This is a genomic window from Lacticaseibacillus boliensis (genome assembly GCF_054784775.1).
In genome coordinates this window covers 38,277-61,153 of sequence record NZ_BAAIHN010000016.1, presented here as the reverse complement: position 1 = coordinate 61,153, position 22,877 = coordinate 38,277, and the positions used below count along the sequence as shown (strand labels likewise).

The 22,877-nt window shown below is 51.4% G+C and carries 21 protein-coding genes; 13 read left to right on the top strand and 8 right to left on the bottom strand.

The window, feature by feature from the left end; all coding sequences use genetic code 11:
* Positions 1 to 633: 633 nt before the first annotated feature.
* From tkt to ACYVRB_RS08160, 5 genes are all read left to right on the top strand, one after another.
* Positions 634 to 2,628, top strand: a complete 1,995-nt coding sequence (gene tkt, locus ACYVRB_RS08180; RefSeq protein WP_461214668.1) for a transketolase — start codon at positions 634 to 636, stop codon at positions 2,626 to 2,628.
* A gap of 27 nt (positions 2,629 to 2,655) precedes the next feature.
* Complete coding sequence (aroF, locus tag ACYVRB_RS08175) at positions 2,656 to 3,639, top strand: 3-deoxy-7-phosphoheptulonate synthase (RefSeq protein WP_461214667.1); 984 nt, start codon at positions 2,656 to 2,658, stop codon at positions 3,637 to 3,639.
* A complete protein-coding gene (aroB, locus tag ACYVRB_RS08170; protein WP_461214666.1) occupies positions 3,636 to 4,700 on the top strand; it encodes a 3-dehydroquinate synthase in 1,065 nt (354 codons plus the stop codon). Before aroF ends, aroB begins: the two co-directional genes overlap by 4 nt.
* A 94-nt stretch (positions 4,701 to 4,794) precedes the next feature.
* A complete protein-coding gene (gene aroD, locus ACYVRB_RS08165) occupies positions 4,795 to 5,523 on the top strand; it encodes a type I 3-dehydroquinate dehydratase (protein WP_461214665.1) in 729 nt (242 codons plus the stop codon).
* Positions 5,520 to 6,374: a shikimate dehydrogenase gene (locus tag ACYVRB_RS08160; protein ID WP_461214664.1), complete on the top strand. Its 855-nt coding sequence runs from the start codon at positions 5,520 to 5,522 to the stop codon at positions 6,372 to 6,374. The genes aroD and ACYVRB_RS08160 overlap by 4 nt, the downstream gene beginning before the upstream one ends.
* 50 nt (positions 6,375 to 6,424) lie before the next feature.
* On the opposite strand, the gene lepB is transcribed toward ACYVRB_RS08160, so the two are convergent.
* Genes lepB through ACYVRB_RS08145 form a run of 3 tightly spaced genes read right to left on the bottom strand, consistent with a single transcriptional unit; the run spans position 6,425 to position 8,451 of the window.
* Positions 6,425 to 7,012 (bottom strand): signal peptidase I, encoded by a 588-nt coding sequence (gene lepB / locus ACYVRB_RS08155; RefSeq protein WP_461214663.1) that lies wholly within the window; start codon positions 7,010 to 7,012, stop codon positions 6,425 to 6,427.
* 4 nt (positions 7,013 to 7,016) lie between these two features.
* Positions 7,017 to 7,382: a large-conductance mechanosensitive channel protein MscL gene (gene mscL / locus ACYVRB_RS08150; protein WP_461214662.1), complete on the bottom strand. Its 366-nt coding sequence runs from the start codon at positions 7,380 to 7,382 to the stop codon at positions 7,017 to 7,019.
* A 28-nt stretch (positions 7,383 to 7,410) separates the two neighbouring features.
* The gene (locus ACYVRB_RS08145; protein ID WP_461214661.1) at positions 7,411 to 8,451 is read right to left on the bottom strand and encodes a YdcF family protein; all 1,041 of its coding nucleotides are present in this window, start codon (positions 8,449 to 8,451) and stop codon (positions 7,411 to 7,413) included.
* Positions 8,452 to 8,532: 81 nt separating this feature from the next.
* On the opposite strand from ACYVRB_RS08145, the gene ACYVRB_RS08140 reads away from it, so the two are divergent.
* Positions 8,533 to 8,982, top strand: a complete 450-nt coding sequence (locus ACYVRB_RS08140; RefSeq protein ID WP_461214660.1) for an NUDIX hydrolase — start codon at positions 8,533 to 8,535, stop codon at positions 8,980 to 8,982.
* A gap of 584 nt (positions 8,983 to 9,566) precedes the next feature.
* Here ACYVRB_RS08140 and yidA read toward each other — a convergent pair.
* Genes yidA through ACYVRB_RS08125 form a run of 3 tightly spaced genes read right to left on the bottom strand, consistent with a single transcriptional unit; the run spans position 9,567 to position 12,529 of the window.
* Complete coding sequence (gene yidA, locus ACYVRB_RS08135) at positions 9,567 to 10,376, bottom strand: sugar-phosphatase (protein ID WP_461214659.1); 810 nt, start codon at positions 10,374 to 10,376, stop codon at positions 9,567 to 9,569.
* Positions 10,377 to 10,389: 13 nt separating this feature from the next.
* Complete coding sequence (locus tag ACYVRB_RS08130; RefSeq protein WP_461214658.1) at positions 10,390 to 11,718, bottom strand: HD domain-containing protein; 1,329 nt, start codon at positions 11,716 to 11,718, stop codon at positions 10,390 to 10,392.
* Positions 11,711 to 12,529 carry a lipoyl protein ligase domain-containing protein gene (locus ACYVRB_RS08125; RefSeq protein WP_461214657.1) on the bottom strand — a complete coding sequence of 273 codons (819 nt, stop codon included), beginning with the start codon at positions 12,527 to 12,529 and terminating at the stop codon, positions 11,711 to 11,713. Before ACYVRB_RS08125 ends, ACYVRB_RS08130 begins: the two co-directional genes overlap by 8 nt.
* 110 nt (positions 12,530 to 12,639) lie before the next feature.
* Between ACYVRB_RS08125 and ACYVRB_RS08120 the strand changes: the two genes are divergently transcribed.
* From ACYVRB_RS08120 to ACYVRB_RS08095, 6 genes are all read left to right on the top strand, one after another.
* Positions 12,640 to 13,086, top strand: a complete 447-nt coding sequence (locus ACYVRB_RS08120; RefSeq protein ID WP_461214656.1) for a YwiB family protein — start codon at positions 12,640 to 12,642, stop codon at positions 13,084 to 13,086.
* Positions 13,087 to 13,177: 91 nt separating this feature from the next.
* Complete coding sequence (rpoE, locus tag ACYVRB_RS08115; protein ID WP_461214671.1) at positions 13,178 to 13,720, top strand: DNA-directed RNA polymerase subunit delta; 543 nt, start codon at positions 13,178 to 13,180, stop codon at positions 13,718 to 13,720.
* 280 nt (positions 13,721 to 14,000) lie between these two features.
* The gene (locus tag ACYVRB_RS08110; RefSeq protein ID WP_461214655.1) at positions 14,001 to 15,602 is read left to right on the top strand and encodes a CTP synthase; all 1,602 of its coding nucleotides are present in this window, start codon (positions 14,001 to 14,003) and stop codon (positions 15,600 to 15,602) included.
* Between the two features lie 382 nt (positions 15,603 to 15,984).
* Positions 15,985 to 17,268: a UDP-N-acetylglucosamine 1-carboxyvinyltransferase gene (locus ACYVRB_RS08105; protein ID WP_461214654.1), complete on the top strand. Its 1,284-nt coding sequence runs from the start codon at positions 15,985 to 15,987 to the stop codon at positions 17,266 to 17,268.
* An 81-nt stretch (positions 17,269 to 17,349) separates the two neighbouring features.
* Positions 17,350 to 17,601 (top strand): type B 50S ribosomal protein L31, encoded by a 252-nt coding sequence (locus ACYVRB_RS08100; protein WP_461214653.1) that lies wholly within the window; start codon positions 17,350 to 17,352, stop codon positions 17,599 to 17,601.
* Positions 17,602 to 18,123: 522 nt separating this feature from the next.
* Complete coding sequence (locus ACYVRB_RS08095; RefSeq protein WP_461214652.1) at positions 18,124 to 18,861, top strand: SDR family NAD(P)-dependent oxidoreductase; 738 nt, start codon at positions 18,124 to 18,126, stop codon at positions 18,859 to 18,861.
* Between the two features lie 218 nt (positions 18,862 to 19,079).
* On the opposite strand, the gene ACYVRB_RS08090 is transcribed toward ACYVRB_RS08095, so the two are convergent.
* Positions 19,080 to 19,562 carry a NanQ anomerase/TabA/YiaL family protein gene (locus tag ACYVRB_RS08090; protein ID WP_461214651.1) on the bottom strand — a complete coding sequence of 161 codons (483 nt, stop codon included), beginning with the start codon at positions 19,560 to 19,562 and terminating at the stop codon, positions 19,080 to 19,082.
* Between the two features lie 86 nt (positions 19,563 to 19,648).
* Positions 19,649 to 21,400: a PrpR N-terminal domain-containing protein gene (locus ACYVRB_RS08085; RefSeq protein ID WP_461214650.1), complete on the bottom strand. Its 1,752-nt coding sequence runs from the start codon at positions 21,398 to 21,400 to the stop codon at positions 19,649 to 19,651.
* Between the two features lie 230 nt (positions 21,401 to 21,630).
* Between ACYVRB_RS08085 and ACYVRB_RS08080 the strand changes: the two genes are divergently transcribed.
* Entirely contained in the window at positions 21,631 to 22,863 is a 1,233-nt protein-coding gene (locus ACYVRB_RS08080) for a four-carbon acid sugar kinase family protein (protein WP_461214649.1), read from the top strand.
* Positions 22,864 to 22,877: the final 14 nt, after the last annotated feature.

Genomic DNA, 22,877 nt, shown 5'->3' with positions numbered 1-22,877 from the left:
CACTAAACTATCTTGATACGCAGAATCTAGGGTGTGGGCGAAAGTGACGGAAGCAGGTCAATCTGACGTGGTGAGATTGCTGTTAGCGACTTGTCGCTTACAGCAAGGCGCAGGTGGAGATCCACTTGGCCGGCACGGCCAAGTTAGCTCCGCCGAGCACCCTCTCCACGACAGATTGATCCTGCTGGAGTCGCTTTTGCCCGCGCCCGACAGGTTACTGGTCTACCCAACGCAAAATGCTTACGCTGCCGGACAGTAACAGCTTGAGATCACTTGTGTTCGCCATGGGGATTTAATTATTTCTCACCAAATTTAAATATTTGTATTGACAACTGCCCGTGAAGGCGGTAAGCTCATTGCAACAAATCAAGAAGGGGTTTCGATGATTATGACAACAACTGTTTATTATGCCTGGTATGCGTATTTTCTCTAGCGAGTAGGAGCACACGAATGTGTCCCTACTCGCGAGGGGTACATTCGTCTGCATACCAGGGTCATCGAACCACACAGGTAAGCACACGGATGAACGAGTTTTCAACCGTGTGCTTTTTATTTTTCCTAGGAAAAATGGACGCTATCGGTTGAACCGATAGCGTTTTTTCGTGCTTACCGCCACCTTAGGAGGATAATATCATGAAATTTGATTCAACCGACGACCTGGCCGTCAATACGATCCGCATGTTGAGCGTCGCTCAAATTCAAGCTGCTAATTCAGGACATCCGGGCTTACCACTCGGTGCTGCGCCGATGGCTTACGTTTTGTACCGCAATCACTTAACGGTAACGCCAAGAGACACCCGCTGGTTCAACCGCGATCGGTTTGTCTTGTCGGCTGGCCATGGTAGCGCGATGCTCTACAGCCTGCAACACCTCGCAGGCTTTGCGGTTACCAAAGACGACTTGCAACACTTCCGTCAGTTTGGCAGCCGGACGCCGGGACATCCGGAATACGGGGTCGTCGATGGGGTCGAAGCAACCACCGGGCCGCTTGGACAAGGTCTCGGCATGGCGGTCGGCATGGCGATGGCTGAACGCCACATGGCAGCGCGTCTGCCAGGGATGGTCAACCACTTCACCTACGTCATCGCAGGCGACGGCGACTTCATGGAAGGTGTTTCCCACGAAGCCATGGGTCTTGCAGGCCATCAGGGTCTGGGCAAGCTGATCGTGTTATTTGATTCCAACGACGTGTCGTTAGACGGTACCAAAGGCCGCGCGTTCGGTGAGAACATGAAGGCCCGCTGTGAAGCGGAAGGCTGGGCATACGCCCGCGTTGAAGACGGCAACGACTTGAACGCGATCGATAAGGCGATCACGGCGGCCAAGCGGGAAGTTGACAAGCCGTCGATGATCGAAGTCCGGACGATCATCGGGTACGGTGCCCGCGAACAAGGCACCAACGGCGTTCACGGCAAGGCGTTGTCCGTTGATGACTACGCGGCGTTGAAGACGACCTTCAACTGGACGTTGCCAGACTTCGAGGTGCCACAGGCGGTATATCAACGTTTTGCAGACACCTTGCAGGCGCGCGGGGCTACCGCTCATGCCGCATGGCAGGCCAAAGCAAGCAACTTGGCACCTGCAGAATCTGCGGCGTTGACTCGCGCGACGGCAGATGTGATGCCACACTTGCCGGAACAGGCGAACTCGCTGATCCCTGAAACGTGTTCCGGACGTGATGCCGGCAAGATCGCGATGAACGCTTTTGCCAAGTTGGCACCGGAGATGTGGGGCGGCGCCGCTGACCTCGCGTCGTCTACCAAAACGGTGATCGACGGTTCGCCATTGTTTGATGAAACGCATCCGGAAGGCCGCAACATCGCCTTCGGGGTCCGTGAATTCGCGATGGGGGCAGCACTCAACGGCATCGCCTTACACGGCGGCTCGCGTGTGTTCGGATCCACGTTCTTGGTTTTTGCGGATTACTTAAAGCCTGCGATCCGCTTGGCGGCCATGCAACATCTGCCAGTGACGTTCGTGTTCACCCACGACTCGATTGCCGTTGGTGAAGATGGCCCCACCCATGAACCTATCGAACAGCTGGCGATGCTGCGGACGATTCCAAACACCGTCGTTATTCGTCCGGCAGACGGCCAAGAAACGGCAGCCGCATGGCGGGTGGCCTTGACTCGGCAAAATGGCCCGACCGTGATCGTGTTGACCCGTCAAGACTTGCCACAGCTGTCCAAGAAGGTCCCACCGGTCAAGCGCGGCGCCTATGTTGCCGCTGAAGTACCTGCCGGCAAGCCGCAAGAAGGGATCTTGTTGGCAAGTGGCTCTGAAGTGCATCTGGCTATGCAGGCGCAATTGGAATTAGCCAAGTCCGGCCGCTTCGTGTCAGTCGTTTCCGTACCAAGTTTTGAACTTTTTGCCCAACAGTCGCGTGCTTACCAAGAAAGCGTCTTGCCGCGTGCCGTTACCCGGCGTGTCGCTGTCGAAATGGCAAGTCCGCTACCTTGGGGCCAACTCGTCGGCCTCGACGGTGCAGTCGTTGGGATGGAGTCCTTTGGCGCCTCCGGCAAGGCTGATCGGGTCATGGAACATTTTGGTTTCACCCCGCAGCACGTTGCTGACACATACTTGCAACTCGATTTTGATGTCCAACTGCGCAACATGGCATTACGCTAACCCACTCACTAAAGGAGAACATTCATAATGATTATTCAATTCAAAGCCCAATCCCCACTGATCCAACAAGTCGCTGACAAGCTCGCAGCGACCCCAGCTCACGTCGAAGTTGTTGGCACTCACTTAGCCGCTATCGGTGTCAAAACTTACACACCGACCCCAGAAGAAGCGGCGGTAATTGATGCCATCACCACCGACGACAAGAGCTTCGTGCTTGGCAGTCGCGAGTTCCAGCCAGAAGACACGATCATCGAGTTGCCGCACACCACGATCGGTGCAGGCCACTTCGTGATGATGGCAGGCCCGTGTTCTGTTGAATCTGAAGAACACGTCCACAAGATGGCCAAGCTCGCCAAAAAAGGCGGCGCGACGGTTTTGCGTGGCGGTGCGTTCAAGCCACGGACTGTGCCTTACTCCTTCCAAGGTCTCGGCGAAGACGGCCTGCGTTACTTGCGTGAAGCCGCTGATGAAGAAGGCATGGATGTGATTACTGAAGTCATGGATGTGCCGCACGTGGAAATGGTCGGCAAGTACACCGACATTTTCCAGATCGGGGCGCGGAACATGCAAAACTTCTCATTGCTTAAAGAAGTCGGCAAGACGAAGATCGCCGTTGGTTTGAAGCGGGGGATGTCTGCGACAATCGATGACCTGTTGAACGCGGCGGAATACATCCGTGCCAACGGGAACCCGAATGTCTTCTTGATCGAACGTGGGATCCGGACTTTTGATAACAAGTACACTCGCAACACCTTCGATTTGGCGGCGATTCCGGTACTCAAAAAACTGACCCACTACCCAATTATCGCTGACCCTAGCCATGCGGTCGGGGTTCGTGATCTGGTTACCCCGATGGCGGTGGCTGCAGCGGCTGCTGGCGCTGATGGTGAGATCGTGGAGATCCATGACGATCCTGCCCACGCCTTCTCTGATGGGCCTCAAGCGTTGACACCAGACCTGTACTTAGACATGACCCGTCGCGTCAACGCTGTCCGGGCGGCATTGTCATGAGTACGGTCCATGTTGGCTTAGCCAACCATCCTTACGACATCATCATCGAAGCAGGGGTCAGTGAAAACCTCGGCGAGCTGGTGGCAAACCAGTGGGCCAAACGTCGGGTGATGATCGTCTCTGATACCAACGTCGCGCCGTTGTACCTCGCGGCGGCTCGGGCACAGCTCGAACAGGCAGGGTTTACGGTTGCCAGCACGGTGATCGCTGCTGGTGAAGCTTCCAAGACCTTGGCCGGTGCGCAGCAAGTCTATGCGGCCTTGATCGAAGCAGGCTTTTCCCGTTCCGATGGGGTGCTCGCGCTTGGCGGCGGGGTCGTCGGTGATCTGGCAGGCTTTGTCGCGTCGACCTTCATGCGCGGCTTGAGCTTCATCCAGGTGCCAACCAGTCTGCTTGCACAGGTGGATTCGTCTGTCGGGGGTAAAACGGCCGTCGATTTTGGCGCCGGGAAAAACGTCGTGGGCACCTTTTACCAGCCTGACTTGGTCGTGATCGATCCCGACCATCTCAAGACGCTGAGCCAGCGCAACTTGGTGGAAGGGTACGGTGAGGTCGTCAAGATGGCGGCCATGTCGACTGACCCCGAGTTCTGGGCGCTGATCGAAACCATCAACTCACCAGCAGACCTGCTCGCCAACGCCGCGGCTTGTTCGCGGTTAGCGATCGCTGCCAAGGCGGCGTTAGTGGTGGATGACGAGCACGACACAGGCGCGCGGCGCTTGTTGAACTTCGGTCACACCTTGGGACACGCGGTCGAACTGTTGGTGCCGGACACCTTGCACGGCGAAGCGGTGGCAATGGGGATGGTCGCGATCACACGGTTGTGTGAGAAACACGGTTTGACCGCCCCAGGAACCGCGGCGGCGATCAAGGCGCGGCTGGTTGCTGTGGGTTTGCCAACGGCATTTCCCCAGATCACCACTGAGCAGCTTGTGCAACAGATCCGCTTGGATAAAAAGGTCAAAAACAACACAGTCGTTTTGGTGACATTGAAGCAATTGGGCGAAACTGCCTTGCATCCCGTCGCCTTGACCGACCTGCCCGCGTTTTTGAATGTCTGATTGTAATGATGACTGGCGGTGAGACGGTGCCTCTTAGATGAAGAGACGTCGTACTCACCGTTTTGGTGCTAGGGGTCAAATATGGAGGATGATGATGAACGCATTCATTCAAGCACTGCAGCAGCCCCAGCCGGCGATCGCGGTACCGTTGACAGCCGCTGACGGTGCGACGCTACTGCAAGAAGTCGATGCGGTATGCCAAAGCCCGGCGCAAGTCGCGGAGTGGCGGCTTGATGCATGGCCGGAAGTTCCTGATAAGATCGCCCAGCTGCTGGCAAAACGGCTGCGCGAAGCAGACAAGTTGTTGTTATTAACGCTTCGCACGCGTGCTGAAGGTGGGGCGTTTGCCGGCACGGTGGCAGACTATGTCGCGTTGTACCGGCGTCTGTTGCCTTTGGTGATGCCTGACGCGATCGACATCGAAGCGAGCGTTCCGGTGGTCAGCCGCAAGGCGCTGGTCAAGCTGGCACATGATCAGCAATGTGTGGTCGTGGGCAGCCATCATGATTTTAAGCAGACCCCACCTTTTGAAACGGCACAAGCGCTGTTGCAGTCTCAAAGTCTCTGGGCTGACGTCGTAAAATTGGCGGCCATGCCCCAGATTCCAGCAGACACCTTAAATTTGTTGGCGACGAGCGCTTGGGCACGCACACATCTGTCCCAGCCTGCAATCGTGATCGGAATGGGGGCGCTCGGGCAGCTGACACGGATTGCGTCGGGGGCGTTCGCGTCGGCATTAACGTTTGCAACACTCGATCGCAATAGCGCGCCGGGACAGTTGCGGGTTCAGGTGATTCAAATGCTTCAGGAGGCAATGCAATGATCGATGGGCACACACGTTTATATGGTTTACTCGCACATCCGGCGGCACACTCGCTGTCACCGGCAATGCACAATTTAGCGTTTGAGCGCTGCGGCATCAACGCACGCTACCTCGCGTTTGATGTCACAGAGGCCACGTTACCGACCGCCGTGGCTGCGATTCGCGATTTACATATTGGTGGTGTGAACCTGTCGATGCCGTTGAAGCAGGCAGTGATCCCGTTGCTCGATGAACTGGATCCGCTGGCGGCGCTGGCGGGTTCTGTGAACACGATCGTCAACCGTGACGGCCGGCTTTGTGGTTACACGACCGATGGGGTCGGCTTGGTGGCGGCATTGCCGAAAAATATTCAACTAGATCGTAGTGCGGTGGTGCTTTTTGGTGCCGGTGGGGCGGCACAGTCTGCCGCCTTGGCGCTGGCACAAGCGGGGTTGGCTCGCCTGACGATCGTCAACCGCCACGTCGAAGTCGCCCAAGACCTGGCAACGCATTTGCGCGCGCATGTTGCGTGCGCCGTCGATGTGCTGGCGTTGGCCGACGCCACCGCCGTCAATACTGCGGTGGCGGCCAGTCAGGTGGTGATCAACGCCACCAGCATGGGAATGGGGCCTCAGCGCGACCTGTCGCCGTTGACCGATCCGAGCTGTTTGCGGCCAGACCATGTCGTCTTGGACATGGTTTACTCACCGCTTGAGACCAAATTCTTGAAGCAGGCCGAAGCTGCCAAGGTGCAGGTGTGTCTCAACGGCTTGGCGCTGTTAGTCGCCCAAGGTGCCGCCAGCTTCAAGCTGTGGACGCAGGCAACCATGCCGGTCAAAGAAGTCGAAGCTCACCTTGCGACGCTGTTGTGAAGTGAAAAAAAACAGCGTGTGACTGTTGCGGTCACACGCTGTTTTTGTCGTTAATAAGTATGCATCTGATTCAGCGGCCAATAGCGCCAGACGACGACAGACTCGATTTGGGCGCGGCTGATGAAGCCAAAGGCACGCCCATCATGGGAAACAAACCGGTTATCGCCCATGACAAAATACTTACCGGCAGGCACCCGTGTGCTGTGGGTGGCCGGGTTCGATTTGAGATCAAAGTCGTTGGTGAACGGCTTGTTAGAGCCTTCCTTGTGGTTGAGCATGGCCCAAGCCTGGATCTCTTGGCGCATGAAGCTAGGTTTGAGATAAGGTTGCGCTTGTTGTTTACCATTGATATATAACCGTTCGTTCTTAACGCGGACGGTGTCGCCGGGCATGCCGATGACCCGTTTGATATACAGCGTGCCGGCAGGAGCGTCAGGGGCTTTGATCACGACGATCTTGTTGCGCGCGATCTTGGCGTGACGAAGTGACAACAGACGATCGTTGTTCTCCAGGGTCGGCTGCATAGAGTCTCCTGAGACTTGGTTGTTGCCAAGGACCTGCGTCATCAGCAGACGAGCGGCGGCAAAGGCAATCACCATGATCAAGAGGAGTTTTAAGAACCACGGAATTCGTTTCATTCAATTACTTCTTTTCGGCTAACAAGTCGCGGATCTCAGTGAGCAAGGCTTCTTCTTTGGTGGGTGCCGCGGCTTTGGGTTTTTGAGGGAGCACGCGGTTGGCTCCTTTGACCATTAAGAACACCACAAAGGCGACGATAATAAAGTTGATGACATCGTTGATGAAGGCGCCATAGGTGAACTTAGCGCCTAACACGGTGACGCTCAGCCCTTCCAGGTTAGTGCTGCGAGTGAACAGCGCTAAGATCGGGTTGATCAGGTTTTTGGTGAGACTGGTGACCAGGCCGGTGAAGGCGGAACCGATGATGACCCCGACGGCAAGATCTAAGACGTTCCCCCGCATAATGAATTGACGAAATTCTTTCCACATGTTGTAACCCCCTTTTGTAATCAGTATATCAGAATAAGCCTTGGACGCCCACGACGCTCAGGGCTGCCAGCGTGATCAAGATGAAGGCGACGAGATGCCGGCGCTTGTGGAGAAGCACCATGGCTAAGTATTCTCGGATCACGGCATTAGGCAGAAAATAAAAGCTGGTCGCAGCGCCTTTGCCGTTGGCATTCAGCCCGGCGGCTTTAGCGAAGATTCCGGCGCGGAAGAGGTGATAATTGTTGGTGAAAAAAGCCACCTTGCCGCCACCGTCAGCGGCGATCACCTTGGCCGAAAAGCGCATGTTTTCAAGCGTGGTCGTCGAGCGGTCTTCAATCAGCGTATCTTGTTCGGGGATGCCTTGCGCTAAGGCGTAGTGCTGCATTGCTACGCTTTCTGGGAGCTTTTCATCAGCGCCTTGACCACCGGAAAAAACAAGCTTGGCGTGTTGGCCTCGCGCAAGCTGTTTGCGATAAAAGCGGATGCCGGCATTGATGCGGGCGGCGAGTAAGGGACTGACGGCATCGCCGTTGATCAACCCGGCGCCTAAGACGACCAAGTAGTCCTTGTTGTGGCGCAGCGGGCGCAGGTTATAAAGCACGAGCACTGTCAAAAAGTTATACAGCGACACCAAGACGTACCCGATCGTCAGCGTGAAGAACACGGCCAGCCCGTTGTATAACGGATCCGGCAGGAACTGGCGGCCAAAGCTCGCGCCGATTTCCAGCAACAACAGCCCCAGCGCCAACAATAAGGTCAGCATGTTACCGAGGCTGTGGCTTTCCCGACGCCAGACGATGATCGCGTTCCACGCCAGCCACAACAGGTGCAAGGCAAACATGGCCAGCACCACCAACAAGGCGATCCCAAACAACGTGACCGACACTGCGATCAAAAGCCGGTTGCGGGAGCCGATAATCAAGATGGCGGCGGTCGCCAAGGCCGCCAGCAACCACAGATTGAACAACCAGCCGTTGAGCAGGCGCCGCGGTTCAATGGTGAAACTGATGGCGAAGATGGCGCTGAATAAGATCAGCGGCAACAGCACGACAAACAGATTCGGGAGCATTGAGACACTTCCTCCTAGGAATAAGTTTTTGGTGAGTGTATAATGAGAAAAAAGTTCATGACTTGGAGGCCAGTTATTATCATGACACACGATCCAGTGTTTGGTATCAAAGATCCAAAGCTTGATTATCACAAACGTGTCGGCGTTTACGGGGTGATCCCCGATGCCAGCGGCAAACGGCTCTTGATCTTGGGGGCGCCTAACCACGCGCTATTTTTGCCAGGCGGTGAAGTCGAGCCCGGCGAAAGCGATGAAGAAACGCTCAACCGCGAGCTTTTGGAAGAATTCGGCGTGGCGGTCACAATCGGGGAGAAGCTCGGGACCGCTTCAGAATATTTTTATTCCCACCACCGCAAGACGGCGTATTACCATCCCGCTACGTTTTATGCCTGCAGCAATCTACATCGGGTGGCAGAGCCGCTAGAGGATTTCAACACGCTGATGTTAATGCCGATTCCTGAAGCTACCGCTCAACTCAAGCGCCCAACGCACCGCTGGGGTGTCGCTCAATGGCTCAACCGCAAAGCATGAACCCAAGGATCGTCCATTACGGATGATCCTTTTTGATTGGCGAGGCCGGGTGTGGGCGAAAGTGACGGAAGCAGGTTTCAATCAGTCGTAGTGACGGTGCTCGGTGAAGCTAACTCTCCGCTACGCTCCGAGTGGATCTTCACCTGCGCTCATTCTATGGCGACAAGTCGCCAAGAATGATGCCACCACGTCAGATTGACCTGCTTCCGTCACTTTCGCCCACACCCTGAATTCGATGTATCAGGATAGTTCGGTGTCATGGCCAAACGGGTCAACTCGTTGGTCACCACTAATCCATTTCTACTCTCTTAGAAATTGCCACTTCTGGGGATGACGGACGCTAACGTCAGGGTTTGGGGTGTGGAGGCCCGAGATGGCTCAGGCGCGGCATTGTTGTTAGCGGCTTGCCGCTTACAACAAAGGCGTCGAGGAAGATCCACTCAGGCTTTGCCTGAGTTAGCTTCCGAGCGCCTCGCACCGTTCCAGCCATCTCAAGGGCCGGAACACACCAAACCCGACCTATACCACCATCCAAAAGACATCCCAAAGAGGACTTACGTTGCCGGACAGCGTCAGTATTGGCGTTAGAAGGCGTAGTCGCGGATCGCTTTGGCGGCGCCGTCTTCTGCGTTGGTCGCAGTGAGGACTTTGGCGGCAGCTTTGACTTCGGGGATGGCATTGCCCATGGCGACGCCGGTGCCGGCAACTTGGATCATAGGGAGATCGTTGGCTTGATCGCCGATTGCCATGACTTCATCTAAGCTGTAACCGAGCTTGGCGGCGAGGTCTTTGACCGCGTTGCCTTTTGAAGCCTGTTTATTCAGCGCTTCTAAGAAGAACGGTTCGGAGTTGACGAAATAATAGCGGTCGAAGAAGTCTTGGGGAATCTTGGTTTGGACTTTGGCCAAAAAATCGGGTTCGTCGATGTACATGACCTTGGCGAAGCGCTTGTCTTCGGGAAATTCGTCTGGCTGCCGGTAAGACAATGGCATGTTGACGAGATACGACTCGCGGACGGAATAGCGGGAGATGTCGCGGTCTGGTGTGTACATGCGTGCTTCGTCTTCAGCGTGAGAGTGGACGCCAAGTTTGGTGGCAAGGTTGGTCAGCTCGACAAACTCTTGATAGGTCAGTGAATGTTGTAACAAGACTTCGCCGGTGTCGGCACGTTGCACCATAGCCCCGTTGTAGGTGATGGCGTAGTCGCCTGGTTCTGTCAGGCCCAAAGGTTCGAAGAATGGTTGCAGGCCGGTCAGTGGTCGACCTGAGCATAAAACGATCTTGATGCCGCGAGTCTTGGCTTCCTTGACGGTGGCGATGGTCGTTGGCGTCAAGGCGCTGTTTTCATTCAAAAGGGTGCCATCCATGTCGATGGCGATCAGGCGAATACTCATTGGGAATCCTTTCTTAATGGGTGCTCGAGGCGATCAATGCCCCATTGAGCAAGTAACGTTGAAATTGGGCGTAGGTGGCGGCGAACAGGTCACCGCCGTGTCGCAGCATGATCTTAGGAAAATAGAAGCGTTTGTCGCCGGTCATGCGCCCAGAGATGGCAGCAACCAACGGCGATTGCGTGGAGAGTTCTTCTAAAGAACCGTCAAGCTGCATGATCTCGATTTGGGTCTTGGGGTTGGCGCTTGAGGGATCGTAGGCATCGTATGGCAAATCAAACGAGTCGTTTTCTGCGGTGTAATATTCCGGATCAAAGCCGGCGTCGTTGACGAGCTGTCGTAGTGTCGGTAGCAAGCTGGCGGTTTGATCGGTGAATGTCACCGACTTCAACGGCCGGCGCGACAAGAAGCGGTCGGCGAAATCACGCAAGATCGGGTCTGGATAATCCAACCAATAGGTGAAGTAGGTGTTCAAGACGCCATCATCAAGACGCAGATAATCTTTGAGATCAAACTGGCCTTCAAAAAACGGGATCAAGAGGCGCGGGCTGAAGCTGGTATCGAAGCGACCAGCCTCATATAAGGTTTTGGCCCGGGCCAGCAGGTGAGCGAGAATCACCTCCATCCCGCGGGAAACGGGATGGAAGTAGATCTGCTGATACATCTGGAACCGGCTGACGATATAGTCTTCCACCGCGTGCATGCCGTTGGCGTCAAACGCGATGCCGTCAGCGTAAGGATGCATGACGCGCAAGATCCTGGTCAGATCAAACAACCCGTAGTTGGTGCCGGTGTTGTACGCGTCGCGCAACAGATAATCCATCCGGTCGGCATCGATCTGGCTGGAGATCATCTGCACGACTTGGGGGTTAGGATAGGTGTGGTCGATAACGCTGGCAACTTGCGCCGGGAATGCTGCCGAGACTTCGCGCAAGATACGGTTGACGTTAGTGCTTTCGTCCAACAAAATGCGGCGCGTGATCGCCTCGTGGTCGGTGTTGAAAATGTGCTCGAAGGTGTGCGAATAGGGTCCGTGGCCGATATCGTGGAGTAACGCCGCGCACAAGGCGACCAAGCGCTCGCTGTCATCCCATTGCTCCGGGTAATTGGCGACGAAGTTATCACAGATCTTGCGGGTGATCTCATAAACCCCCAGCGAGTGGGTGAAGCGTGAGTGTTCCGCGCCTTGAAACACTTGCGACGAGACCCCGAGCTGTTTGATCCGGCGCAATCGCTGAAATTCAGGGGTGTTGATCAATTCCAAGGTAATGCGGTGTCTGACGTGAATATAGTTGTGGACGGGATCACGAAAAACTTTTTCACGTGGCAATAAAGTGTTAGGCATGTAGCGCCTCCTGACGTTCTTGCATATCGCTCCTCGCAGTCGCTAGCGCGGGTTCAAATCCGGGCTGTTGCAACGCGGTCGTCAAGGCTAGCGGGTCGACGACACCTTGGCCTTCAAGAACGTGTACCAAGCGGGACTGGAGCAGGCCGACGGTGAGCGGGAGGGCCAACAAGGTGTCGAGGCTATTCATGGATCGCGGATCGACCACAGGATAGTGGAACTTCGGTGCAGTTGTCGCCTTACCGTTGGTGTAAAAGTCTTGCATCAGCCGACCACGCGCGGTTTGATCACCGCAGACGGATAGGTAGGCCATGATGGCGATACCTTGGCTGGTGCGGCGCTGGGCGATGCCGGCGAATTTTTGGCCGTTGATGCTCAAGTCGTAGGTACCCGGGCAGTACGACCGTGTGATTTCCCCGGTCGTCACCGTCACTTCCGGTAGCGACGCGGCGATCAGGTCCGCCATGAGCTGATAGGCCGCGGCGATCGACAGGTCGCTGGCAGGCAGGAAAAGGCTAAAATTCAAGACCTGATCGTCGGTCACGACGCCTAAGCCACCGGAATTACGGATAAAATAGTGCCAGTCACCAAGGGCGGTCAAGCCAGCTTCGAGTTCCGGCATGCGCAAGTCTTGCATGCCTAGGATGACCGTGTGTTCCAGTGTCCAAAAATGGGCGAACACCGGCGGTAATGCGACTGGCCGCCGCAAGAAGGCGTTGGTATACGCAAAACTGTCGAGGTTGTGATCAGGCGTAAAGTGTTGACTGAGCAACCCGATCGGTTGTTCAGCGGTGAAGTCGCGAAGTTGCATGATAAGCCGCCTTTTTCAAAAATTGAGTTGACTCTATTATAATGGATAATGTGCGGGTTGTGTTCAATACGTTATAATAGTGAAGAAACTATATGAGAGGAAGTATCGCCATGGACTTAACGCGTGGAATCCCGGTCAACATTCATTTACAGACCTACGTGACCCAAGAGGGAGAAACCGAGGAACACGTTTTTGATGAATTGGGCAGCTTGGTTGAACTCAACGATACGTTATATATCCGTTATCGGGAGATCAACGAAGAAGAAGGAACAAATTATCCGGTGACGCTCAAGCTGCGCGGAGATGGTGATATCCAGCTGACCCGTGGTGGCAGTGAAGACGATACGCAATTGAAGCTACATTTTGCCAACGAGAAGCGGATCTTGACGCGCTATCGTACCCCTTATGGCATCTTACCCGTCGAAACCGTGACGCCACGTCTGGACGTCCGCTTGACTGAAGAGCCACTGGCTGGTGAGATCTACGTCGAATATGAATTGTTTGCCAACGGCGATCATCTCGGAAATTATCGCATGCGATTGCAATTTGCCGCGTAAGCGGGTATGATGTGGAGTAGACTGTGGAAAGGGCGTGTACCGGTTGAAACTAGACGAAGTATTTGCCGACGCGATTAAATCAGAACTGTCCATGATCGAGGTGGCGCATGCCATTATCGAAGAAAAAGGCGACACCATGGCCTTCGTGGACATCGCTAACGAGATTCAGACGTATCTTGGCAAGAGTGATGAAGAGATTCGTGATCGTTTGCCGCAATTTTATACCGACCTCAACGAAGACGGCTCCTTCATCTCGTTAGGCGACAACGTTTGGGGCCTGCGCGCTTGGTACCCATACGAATCGGTGGACGAAGAAGTGAACCAGCACGACGAAGAAGACGACGCCCCGCGTCGTAAGAAGCGCAAGAAGGTCAACGCCTTCTTGGCAGATGCTGGCGATGACGATGATGTCATCGACTACAACGACGACGATCCGGAAGACGATGATTTTGACGACGCCGACGACGATGATGACGCTGCCGCCGATGATTTCGACGACGCAGCAGACGCTGACGGTGACGACGAAGAAGACGCATTGCCAGACGGCATCGAAGGACAACTCGCTGAATTTGGCGACGACGATGACGACGACGATGACGATGATTCTGATTCGGATGATGACGACAAAGCATAACAACGTAACCGGCCTCGGCCGGTTTTTTTGTGGTTTGCGGACATGCGCACCAAATCACTTGTGAAGCAAGGGTTGACGCCTTGGGGGATTTTCGTTATTATACTGCTTGGGCGCTTTACTATTCATAGTGAAGCATAACGGTTACAAGCTCCCTGTCGTACGATGGGGAGCTTGTTTTTGTTTTTAGCGCGTGAGCCGCCGTCGTTGTAAGCGTGAGGGAGTATCGTTGGCAGCAGCGGGGAGCACGTTTCCCGTCAATCAAAACAAAAGGAGTTATCACATGACCAAGTATATTTTTGTTACCGGTGGCGTTGTGTCTTCGCTTGGCAAAGGGATCGTGGCAGCCAGTCTTGGCCGACTGTTGAAGAACCGCGGCTTGAAGGTAACGATCCAAAAATTCGATCCGTACATCAACGTCGATCCAGGAACGATGAACCCTTATCAACACGGGGAAGTTTTTGTTACCGACGATGGTGCGGAAACGGATTTGGATCTTGGCCACTACGAACGCTTCATCGACATTAACTTGAACAAGTATAGTAATGTCACCACTGGGAAGATCTACTCTGAAGTTTTGGACAAGGAACGTAAAGGCGAATATCTTGGGGCGACCGTACAGGTTATCCCACACATCACCAACATGCTCAAAGAAAAGATCATGCGGGCAGCCAAGACAACGGATTCCGATGTGATCATCACCGAAATCGGTGGGACCGTTGGGGATATCGAATCACAACCATTCTTGGAAGCCATTCGTCAGATGAAAAATGACGTCGGTGCGGAAAACACGTACTACATTCATGCCACCTTGGTGCCGTACTTGCGAGCAGCCGGTGAAATGAAGACCAAGCCGACGCAACACTCCGTTAAGGAACTGCGTAACATCGGGATCCAGCCAAACATGTTGATCTTGCGGACGGAAAAGCCGGTCACGGAATCCATGAAACAAAAGATCGCGCTGTTCACGGACGTTAAGGAAAACGAGATCATTGAATCTCGCGACGCGAAGAGCCTGTATTCCATTCCGTTAGCAATGCAAGCCCAAGGCATGGATCAACGGGTCCTCGATCATTTTGGGATCGACGTGCCGGCCGCTGACATGACCGAATGGAGCGCGTTGCTGCATAAGGTCCAAAACCTCGATCATAAGGTGAAGATCGCGCTGGTCGGGAAATACGTTGCGCTCAAGGATGCGTACATCTCGGTTTCCGAGGCGTTGAAGCATGCTGGTTACTACTGGGATTCCGACGTTGAGATCGCGACCTTCCAAGCTGAAGATGTTTCCGACGATAACGTTGACGAATTGCTCGGGGATGCAGATGGTATCTTGGTACCAGGCGGTTTCGGTGATCGTGGCCTTGAAGGCAAGATCGCGGCGATCCGCTATGCGCGTGAACACAACGTCCCATTCTTGGGGATCTGCTTAGGGATGCAAATGGCTTCGATCGAATTTGCTCGCAATGTGCTTGGCATCAAGGATGCTGCCAGTGCGGAAGTCGAACCAGACGCCAAAAACCCTGTGATCTGGCTGATGCCAGACCAAGTCGACGTCGAAAACCTTGGTGGCACCTTGCGTCTTGGCCTGTATCCTTGCGAACTCAAGGAAGGTTCTGTGGCAGCCAAGGCATACGATGGCGCTAAAGAGATTCAAAAGCGTCACCGCCATCGTTATGAATTCAACACCAAGTATCGCCAAGCGATGGAAGATGCCGGTATGGTCTTCTCAGGGGTATCTCCTGACAACCGTTTGATGGAAGTCATCGAGCTCCCGAAGAACAAGTTCTTCGTTGCGGCGCAATACCATCCCGAATTCCAATCTCGGCCAAACAAGCCAGAAGGACTCTTCAAGTCCTTCATCCAAGCTGCAGGGGATTTCAAGTAATCGCTGAGCTCAACGGTTTGATATGATAGACATACGCCAGTGCGCAGAATAGTTGCGTGCTGGCGTATTCTGTTGTTGGCGCAGAGAATACCGGCTAAGTTGCAAACGATAAAGGTGAGGTAATCGGTTACCTTGATTTGTGTCTGGTTAGTTCCTGCTGAGGTTTTTTTAAGATAACGCTTCAAGCGCGGGATTCGTTGGATTCGAGCTTGTTTTTTGTTCATAACTTCATTAGAATTAAACGATGAATGTGTTTCTTATAACGGCGCTTGTGTCGTTAGCCTACCAGTGAACGAATGCGCGTGTTCGGCGCGCCAATGAAGCGTAATGGTGGTCAGCTTCAGCCAAGCATACAGTGAACGTGTTAGTGAGGAATAACGACATGAAGAAAATGCTGATTCACGGGGGCAAGAAGCTCTCGGGTTCGGTTGTCATTGGCGGTGCAAAAAATAGTACGGTGGCCTTGATCCCAGCGGCTATTTTATCGCGGACACCAGTCACTTTAGATTCGGTACCGCAAATTCAGGATGTCTATAATTTAATGGATATTCTCGAAGCCATGAACGTGCATTCAACCTTCGAAGATTGCGTGTTGAAAATCGATCCGACGCATATTAAAGACGTGCCGTTACCTGATGGCAAAATCAAGTCTTTGCGCGCCTCATATTATTTTATGGGGGCGCTACTAGGGCGTTTTGGCAAGGCCATTGTGGCATTGCCTGGTGGTGATGATATTGGGCCACGTCCGATCGACCAGCATATCAAAGGCTTTGAAGCGTTGGGTGCGACCGTGTCGAATGAACACGGAGCGATCGCTGTACGGGCCCCTAAAGAAGGTTTGCATGGGGCACGGATCTTTTTAGATATGGTTTCCGTTGGCGCGACGATCAACATTATTTTGGCTGCGGTGACTGCCAAAGGGCAGACCGTGTTGGAAAACGCGGCTAAAGAGCCCGAAATCATTGACTTGGCAACGTATTTAAATAACATGGGGGCGACGATTCGTGGCGCCGGTACCGACGTTATCCGTATTGAAGGCACGCCCGAGTTGCGCGCACATAACGCGCACACAATCATTCCTGATCGTATTGAGGCAGGGACTTACTTGGCGATGGCGGCGGCAGTTGGTGATGGCGTCAACGTCAAGAACATCATCTCGGAACACTTGGATTCTTTCCTCGCCAAACTCGAAGAGATGGGCGTGGTGATGGATGTTGGCGAAGACAGCATCTTTGTATACCCGTCCGGTGACTTACGGATGGTCCAAATTAAGACGATGCCATATCCGGGCTTTGCGACTGACCTTCAGCAACCGATCACACCGCTTTTACTCAAGGCCAAAGGCGAAGGCATCATCGTTGATACGATCTACCCTAAGCGAGTGCGGCACGTTCCGGAACTGATCCGGATGGGGGCTGACATCACCGTTGAAAACGATGTGATTATTTTGCATCATGCGGATCAGTTGCAAGGTACCGAGGTCGCTGCCGGAGAAATCCGCGGCGGGGCTTGTTTAATGATCGCCGGCTTGATGGCGGAAGGCACCACGACAATCACGCAAGTTGAACATATCCTCCGCGGTTATGATCGTGTCGTCAAGAAGTTGCATGGGCTGGGTGCTGACGTCGAGATTGTCGAAGACACTGAAGTTGCAAGCATGGGCTAGGCGTGATATAATTTTGCGGTTGAGCATCGACAAATATCTCTCTAGGTCAGGCAATGGCTTAGGGCAAAGGAGAAAAACATTATGAAGCAAGGTATCCATCCAGATTATCACGAAGTTGTTTTCATGGACTCTTCGACCGGGTTCAAGTTCTTGTCCCGTTCTACCAAGGGTTCCAGCGAAACCGTTGAATGGGAAGACGGCAAAACCTACCCATTAGTTCGTGTCGAAGTAACTTCCGATTCCCATCCGTTCTACACCGGGAAGCAGAAGTTCAACAAGGCTGACGGCCGTGTTGATCGCTTCAACAAGAAGTACGGTCTTACCAACAAGTAAACACCAATGCAAAACCAAAGGACGCTTGAAATTCATGGTGAATTTCAGGCGTCCTTTTGTATTCAGCGTTGCTAAACCCAGCCGTTTTAGGACTGATTAATTGGGTGTCAAATAAATGGCGACCTGAAACGTGAATAATATTGTTAACCTGTAGGTGCATCGACACTAGTGACTGAACGCGCCCACCACATGTTGAATTTGTTGGTCGTGTCGAGGTTATTAGGTACAGTGCGTGACTCGCAGTTTATGATGCTTTGGAGAGAAGCTTTGTTCCTGAACGGTTTACAGTGGCTTACTCATATAAGACGAACTTGACTAATAAAACGCAAATCTATAGTCAGTAGGTGTTGGCGTATATTGCTATCACCAGTTGAGGGACAGAAGAATTGTTTCGAATTGAAACTGGACGCGCAAAATTTGAGAATATTGTCTGCTTCGTTTAATTTTGAAATCTTTATAGATAGCACTTTCGAGAGCATACTGGCTATTATGTATGTAAGCGAATACAGGAGGCGCAGTAAAATGGCAAAAGTAGCATTAGTTACAGGAAGTTCACAAGGTATTGGCAAACAGATTGCATTGGACTTGGCGCAGGCTGGGTATGATATGGTGCTCACTGGGCTTGAGTCTGATGAATTAAAAGAAGTTGAACAAGCAGTCACATCAATGGGACGCAGTTGTTACGCCAAGGCTGGCGATATTACAGACCCAGATTTTACGCAAAACTTGGTTGATGAATCCGTGGCAAAATTTGGTCATATCGATGCATTGGTTAACAACGCAGGGATGATGAAGCGAACCAAGACTTTGGAGACCCCACTTGAAGATTGGGCAATGGTCATCAAAGTCAATCTCACAGGGGCATTTATCGTTTCGCAAACGGTTTTGCGGGTAATGGTTAAGCAACAAAACGGGGCAATTGTGAACATCACTTCCGCTAATGGTGTGACGCCACATCCAAATGCTGCAGCAAGTTATGGCGCTAGTAAAGCCGGACTAAACTACCTGACCAAACATTTTGCTTTGGAATTTGCGGCGGATCACATTCGTGTCAATGCAGTCCAGTGTGGTCCCATCGCGACCGAAATGACTAATCAATGGTCACAAGACTATCGCGATAAAATGTATAACAAGGTACCTTTACATCGCTTAGGTGAGCCTAAAGAAGTCGCAGCTGCCGTCGAATTTATGCTGTCTGATCGTGCTGGATGGTTTACTGGATCTATCGTTAATCTGAGCGGTGGGAAGCTGATGCAATAGTTTCTTTGCGCTCAAGTGGTGTTGGCAAAGATACAGCAATAAGCATTGTTTTAAAAATTTACGCTAAATCTTCATACAAATAGCCTTTCATCACGATAATGATACTGGATTGTGATGGAAGGCTATTTTTATTTTAAGAGACGTAGTTATCATTGCCTGAAGATTCGTTTAGTTAAAATAATCCTTAACGTGTTCATATTAACATGTTAAGGATTATTTCATTTCAAAACGGCCGACACGGGAATCTTAACGACAACCTTTTTTACTTGACTGATGGTCGTCGTTTTTAGACACGCTTCGTGCGCATCTTGTGGAAATAGCAGGACGCAGTCGCCAGGAGTAAGAATCAGAGTTGATGCTGCTTGAACGGCTGGTTTGGCATAATAGTATGCATCTTTTATTAATATTGCGTCTGTCTTTACAGTAAGCGTGGTTGCCGGTAGTACACGGATACACTCTGATCCAGAAACAATGAACTGGCAGTCAATATAGCGTCGATGGCTCTCCCATCGACCATTGGCCTCAGATTTTGTGACATATTCTTGGATGTTTGCAAAGATGTCAATATTAGTATCGATATTATATCGCCCAACTTTTAGGTTGGACAACGGCTGTGTTCGTAGAAAAGATAGTGCTTTGCGTAAGGCGTAGTTTTGTCCCATTAATGTTGCTATTGCAGAATCAAGATTAGTAACTATCATAATGGTTCCTCCTCAAATATACATTCAGGATAGACCGTATTGATGGGGAGTTACTACTTGATCTTGTTGCAATCTGTAACGCATGATTAATCGTGTTTCAAATATCGCCAAAGAGTCGCCCTGCTAATCCCAAGTTGTTCCGCCGTCAGTGCGCGTTTACCGTTATTATGGTCTAGAGCATCAACGACAGCATTATGAATGATTGTATTTAACGGCTGTACTTGAGTGATTGTAGAGTCTTTATGTGCGACTGAATGAACTTGTAGTTGCATCTGAGCATCAGCCTGAGAGAATGCAAAGCGAATTGCTTGGGGTTTGAGTTGAGCACCATCGGTAGCTGTTAATGCTTGGTTAACGAGCCGATAAAATTGGGAAAAGTTTCCAGGCCAGGGTGCTTGAAGTAGACTGTCAAGGGCCATATCAGCAATATCGATGATATTTGAGCCTTGTTTGCGGTTGTATTCGTTAATGATTGATGTGAGCACTGCCGAGAGATGTTCTCCTGTGACCTGTCTAAGTGGGGGTAAGATAAGCGTCCGAGCATGATGCATCAGTTGCCTCTGACAAGTTGTCAGTCCATCAGTGGCTGCTTGAGTCAATGTGAATACAACCAGGTTTCGATCAAATAGTCGAGTTTGCGTGACAAAATCAAATAATGTCTGCTGATCGACTGCGCTGGCAAAGTTGTAGTCTTTGATTACAATCATCTGACCCGAGTCATAAAGTGCAGAACCGTCATCTGATAAGAGCGTCCTTAAGGTACTATGGTCTGAAGAATCGATGAAGATGGGTTGCCTATCAGTGTACAGGGAAGTGCGATGTAATAACGATACTACGTACATCTTACCGGTTCCGTTCTCGCCAATCAGCATCACCGGCTGATGACTCTTACTCAAGTTTTTCAATGTTGTAAAGAAGCTCTCATCTTGAATTGTTCGAAAATATTGTTCAAAGGCGTTTCCGATACCTGGTGTATCGATGTCCATCAGCAATTTCTCTGCTGTTGGTCGGATGAAATGATGTAACGTCAATGCTATGTACCCATCAGATGGGGTACATACATCGAGTTCGTAGTGGTTGCCTTGATACTCAATGAATCGGTTTTTTCGCCGCCAGGTACTGAACATCGTTTGTGCGAGTGATTTATCTTGACTTGGCAGCCCGGTGGAAAATATCTGTCGATAGTCAGCGTTAATTAAAACAACATCTTTTTTTTGTAGTGATAAATACTGTTTCAATGTATTGATCAAACTTAGATTGTGCTCTTGTGACTCTAATAACATCAGGCCATGTGTTAGAGCTTGGCTGACGCTTTCTCGGCTGGACGTAATCAGCAGAGTGTTAAAATGGGATTCTTTTGCCCGCGGTTCAATACCGGCGTCACAGATGATTGTATTTATATCAAGGGTATGTAACTGTGCGAATAGGGGAGGGAGGTCAGTCGGTTTCTCAACCGAATATAGTGGCAAGCGAGCACGATCACCATTGATTAACTGACGGGTATTCTCGCTAATATTAGCATACGCCACTAATGCTGCATGATTGAGATGTTGGGTCGACTGGATTACGTTGAGCAAATCGTATTGCGAAAGACCAATGTCAATGATTGGAGCTGTAGATCTACTACGGATCATTGCGGCGGTCCCGCCACGAGAAATAATTAAGTCCCAAGGATGCATGTCCAGCTTTGCTTGCAGGATTGCTGCATCATCGTGGAGGTCATAACGTAAGAACGTAAAATTATAGAGTGCACCAGTTTCTGAATACGGATGACACAAGCTCTGCATCAAGTTATTGAGTCCCTCATAAGGTGAAACGCAAAGAATCTCAAAGGTCATATTAAGCGCCTCGTTTCAAAATTGAACATAAACAACCTGCCTCTGGAAATGTAATCGCTTTTTTTTGTATTTGATTCAATTTTAAACGCTTTCGTAATCTCAGTCAATTCGAGATATCGCTATCATTAAACTCGTAAGGTGATTGATGGCAGTCTCCTAGGTATCTGCAATAATCATCTTATCTAAAAAGCTTCGGTTTTTTAGCTGGTGAGGAGGTAGGTGACGATACTTTGAAGAAATACTTAATCATTGCTGATGATTTTACCGGTGCCAATGATACCGGTGTACAGCTTGCAGATGTTGGATTAGACGTCAACGTTCGCTTCGTACCAGATTCCAATAGTCCTGAAGCGATGGTAATTGATACGGAAACGCGTAATGCATCTGGTCAGGAAGCACAAGCATCTCTGCAAAAGCTTGCCGCGCAGATTCCACTTTCACAATATCAATTTGTAGTCAAGAAAGTTGATTCAACACTTCGTGGCAATATTGCCGTCGAAATTCGGGCGTTAGCAGAAATAATGGAACCTGACGTGATTGTATTTGCTCCTGGACTGCCTGATGCAAGACGTGAAATTCGCAATGGCGAACTATTCGTTGATAATGTGCCTGGTAGCAAGACTGATTTTGCAAAGGATCCGTTGAAGCCAATCGTTACTGATGACATTCGTGAATTGATGCAGCAGGCTTTTCCAGATCAAACAATCCATCTTCACACGGTCAATCAGATCCGAAAATCTGATTTTACTCTTGGAGTTAATCATCGTTATTGCGTTTTTGATACGAAAACCAATGACGACTTGGAGCGTATCGTGGACGCTGCAACTTCGACCGGGAAGCGCATATTATGGGTTGGCTCCGCAGGCCTGATGAGAGCAATGTTGGCAACGCAATATACGATTAAACCAGCATTAGCGCTGATTGGAAGTGTCAGCGCTGTTACCCGCAAACAACTACACATCGCCGAAGAGAACGGAATAAAACTAATCAACATTCCAATCTATCAGGCGTATATCCAGGGCACCTATAAAACATATGTCGATCAAGCGATGCAAGCTTTGCGTCAAGGCAAAGACGTGGTATTGATGTCATCTGCTTCTTATCAACGTAGTGAAGTGGCAAATACGCTCTCGATTTTAAAAGCAAATGGAGTTCCGGCAAATCAAGCTAATGGCGTCATTCAAAATGTATTATCGGGGATTTGTCGGCAAGTGTTGTTACACGTTGCAACTGCTGGCGTTTTCATCTCTGGCGGGGAAACAGCGAAAGGCTTATTGAACATTAGTAAAGCTGTTGGTGCAAGAGTGCTTTATGAAATTGCACCAGGGATCCCGATGATGGATGTCGTTGGGGGGGAGTTTGACGGCTTACCGATGATTACAAAGGCAGGGGCTTTCGGTGAAGATCGTCTGATATTATACGCGTTCAAAAAATTAAAATGTCGTAAACAGAGCATTTCTTGATATTTGGAGGCGAC

What these genes read in the sequence shown, in the direction of transcription:
- ACYVRB_RS08140 (WP_461214660.1), top strand. Translation starts at nt 8,533, where the DNA reads ATGACACACGATCCAGTGTTTGGTATCAAAGATCCAAAGCTTGATTAT.
- ACYVRB_RS08145 (WP_461214661.1), bottom strand. Translation starts at nt 8,451, where the DNA reads ATGCTCCCGAATCTGTTTGTCGTGCTGTTGCCGCTGATCTTATTCAGC.
- ACYVRB_RS08130 (WP_461214658.1), bottom strand. Translation starts at nt 11,718, where the DNA reads ATGCCTAACACTTTATTGCCACGTGAAAAAGTTTTTCGTGATCCCGTC.
- tkt (WP_461214668.1), top strand. Translation starts at nt 634, where the DNA reads ATGAAATTTGATTCAACCGACGACCTGGCCGTCAATACGATCCGCATG.
- ACYVRB_RS08120 (WP_461214656.1), top strand. Translation starts at nt 12,640, where the DNA reads ATGGACTTAACGCGTGGAATCCCGGTCAACATTCATTTACAGACCTAC.
- ACYVRB_RS08125 (WP_461214657.1), bottom strand. Translation starts at nt 12,529, where the DNA reads ATGCAACTTCGCGACTTCACCGCTGAACAACCGATCGGGTTGCTCAGT.
- aroB (WP_461214666.1), top strand. Translation starts at nt 3,636, where the DNA reads ATGAGTACGGTCCATGTTGGCTTAGCCAACCATCCTTACGACATCATC.
- aroD (WP_461214665.1), top strand. Translation starts at nt 4,795, where the DNA reads ATGAACGCATTCATTCAAGCACTGCAGCAGCCCCAGCCGGCGATCGCG.
- ACYVRB_RS08090 (WP_461214651.1), bottom strand. Translation starts at nt 19,562, where the DNA reads ATGATAGTTACTAATCTTGATTCTGCAATAGCAACATTAATGGGACAA.
- ACYVRB_RS08100 (WP_461214653.1), top strand. Translation starts at nt 17,350, where the DNA reads ATGAAGCAAGGTATCCATCCAGATTATCACGAAGTTGTTTTCATGGAC.
- yidA (WP_461214659.1), bottom strand. Translation starts at nt 10,376, where the DNA reads ATGAGTATTCGCCTGATCGCCATCGACATGGATGGCACCCTTTTGAAT.
- lepB (WP_461214663.1), bottom strand. Translation starts at nt 7,012, where the DNA reads ATGAAACGAATTCCGTGGTTCTTAAAACTCCTCTTGATCATGGTGATT.
- ACYVRB_RS08085 (WP_461214650.1), bottom strand. Translation starts at nt 21,400, where the DNA reads ATGACCTTTGAGATTCTTTGCGTTTCACCTTATGAGGGACTCAATAAC.
- rpoE (WP_461214671.1), top strand. Translation starts at nt 13,178, where the DNA reads ATGATCGAGGTGGCGCATGCCATTATCGAAGAAAAAGGCGACACCATG.
- aroF (WP_461214667.1), top strand. Translation starts at nt 2,656, where the DNA reads ATGATTATTCAATTCAAAGCCCAATCCCCACTGATCCAACAAGTCGCT.
- ACYVRB_RS08160 (WP_461214664.1), top strand. Translation starts at nt 5,520, where the DNA reads ATGATCGATGGGCACACACGTTTATATGGTTTACTCGCACATCCGGCG.
- ACYVRB_RS08110 (WP_461214655.1), top strand. Translation starts at nt 14,001, where the DNA reads ATGACCAAGTATATTTTTGTTACCGGTGGCGTTGTGTCTTCGCTTGGC.
- ACYVRB_RS08105 (WP_461214654.1), top strand. Translation starts at nt 15,985, where the DNA reads ATGAAGAAAATGCTGATTCACGGGGGCAAGAAGCTCTCGGGTTCGGTT.
- mscL (WP_461214662.1), bottom strand. Translation starts at nt 7,382, where the DNA reads ATGTGGAAAGAATTTCGTCAATTCATTATGCGGGGGAACGTCTTAGAT.
- ACYVRB_RS08095 (WP_461214652.1), top strand. Translation starts at nt 18,124, where the DNA reads ATGGCAAAAGTAGCATTAGTTACAGGAAGTTCACAAGGTATTGGCAAA.